Annotated in this window: 1 protein-coding gene; it reads left to right on the top strand. The window is 65.5% G+C overall.

All coding sequences use genetic code 11. The features are described 5' to 3' along the window. Positions 1–148: 148 nt before the first annotated feature. On the top strand, positions 149–1,755 hold a 1,607-nt coding region (locus tag ACLQ2Q_RS22160; RefSeq protein WP_425824059.1), incomplete at its 3' end, for an IS30 family transposase.

The following is a 1,755-nucleotide window of genomic DNA, read 5'->3' as shown; positions in this document are numbered from 1 at the left end:
CCCGGGATTCTATTGATCGATGCAACGCCCCTTCTGGAGGTGGTTGCTCGTGGTGTTGTCGTTTTCTTCTCCCGGGGCGATGCGGTTCTTGGCCGCGGTCGCTGAGGGTCACAGTCTCAAAGCGTCCACCCGAATGGCGGGGATCAATATGGAGAACGGCTACCGATTTCTGCGTGATCGGTATCTCGAGCTGCGTCGTGGGGGGTTGGACGCGGCGGACACGATCGCGGCGATCGGGCGCTCGTGCAGCCGGGTGCCGGCCTGGGAGGCGATGGTCGACCGTGACCATGGCCGACATCATCTGCGGGTCCAGGTGTCGCGGGAGGATGCCTTCTGGGAAGCGTTCGAGGTGGGGGCGGATGCCGATACCGCATCAAAGGTCGCGGCCGTTTCGCGTGCCACGGGATATCGATGGGTGCAGCGTCGCTTCCGCGAGATGCGCTCAGCCGGGAGCAGCGTCAAGCATTGCGCGCGGCGACTGCGGCTCTCGTCGACGCGCGTGGCGGTTCTGGAGCTTGACTGGCAGTCGAGGGTCAATGGCCAGCGGACGGCGGCGATCGCCGCGCACCGGGAGGCTATGCACGCTGCGGCAAGACTTGCCGATGCCGCCCTCGGTGAGACCGACGCCTCAAGAAGGCGGCGCGAGCGGGTCGACAGGTATTGGCAGCTGATGCGTGACGGGGTCAGCAACGTGGATGCTTGCAGACTCCTGGGTATGTCTCGTCGCGCCGGAACCCTGATCCGTCAACAGAGCAACTTCCTTATCCCCTCGCTGATACCACCGCGGACGACGGGCCGGTATCTGACCGTGCGCGAGCGGATGCAGATCGCAGACCTGCTCCGCTTGGGCTGTTCGATTCGTCAGGTCGGGAAGCAGCTTGGCCGGCACGCGTCGACGATCAGCCGAGAACTCGGCCGCCACCGAGACCCGGCGGGGAACTACCTGCCCCGCACCGCCGATCACGACGCGCATCGGCAACGAGCGCGACCGAAGGTCCCCAGACTCGCGGCGAATGCCGCTCTGCGGGTTCTCGTGCAACGCAAACTGAACCGGTGCTGGTCACCGGAGGAGATCAGCGGCTGGCTGCGGAAGACTTACCCGCAGGACGCCACCATGCGGGTCTGCCACGAGACCATCTACCGAGCGCTACTGCTGCGTGAGAACACCGGGTTGCACAAGCGCTACGCCCTCAAGCTTCGGACAGGACGCCGGATCCGGAAGACCCGTTGGCGCTCCCGCGTCGGGCAGGGATCCCGGATCCGAAACATGGTGATGATCGACCAGAGACCCGCCGAGATCGAGACCAAGCAGACCGCCGGGCATTGGGAGGGGGACCTCATCGTCGGCATCGGTTCGGTTTCCGCGATGGTCACCCTCCGGGAAAGGAAGACCCAATACGGGATGGTCATTAACCTGCCCCACGACCACACCGCCGCATCTGTGAACATGGCCGTCATCGGCGCGTTCACCCAACTTCCCGCCCATCTGAAGCGATCCCTGACCTGGGATCAGGGCGTCGAGATGGCCAGCCACGAGGCCCTCACCGCTGCGACCGGGGTCTCGATCTACTTCGCCGAGCGCGCCAGTCCCTGGCAACGCGGCGCGAACGAGAACTACAACGGACTGCTGCGCCAGTACTTTCCGAAAGGCACGGATCTCGCCCAGCACTCCGCGGCGCACGTCGCGCACGTGGTCGCCGAGATCAACAACCGGCCGCGGAAAGGACTCGACTACGACACCCCCGCCCGACGCCT

The organism is Microbacterium sp. DT81.1 (genome assembly GCF_049844955.1).
Classification (GTDB): Bacteria; Actinomycetota; Actinomycetes; order Actinomycetales; family Microbacteriaceae; genus Microbacterium.
Note: the sequence above shows the minus strand (reverse complement) of the source record. Positions and strands in the feature narration are given on the sequence as shown.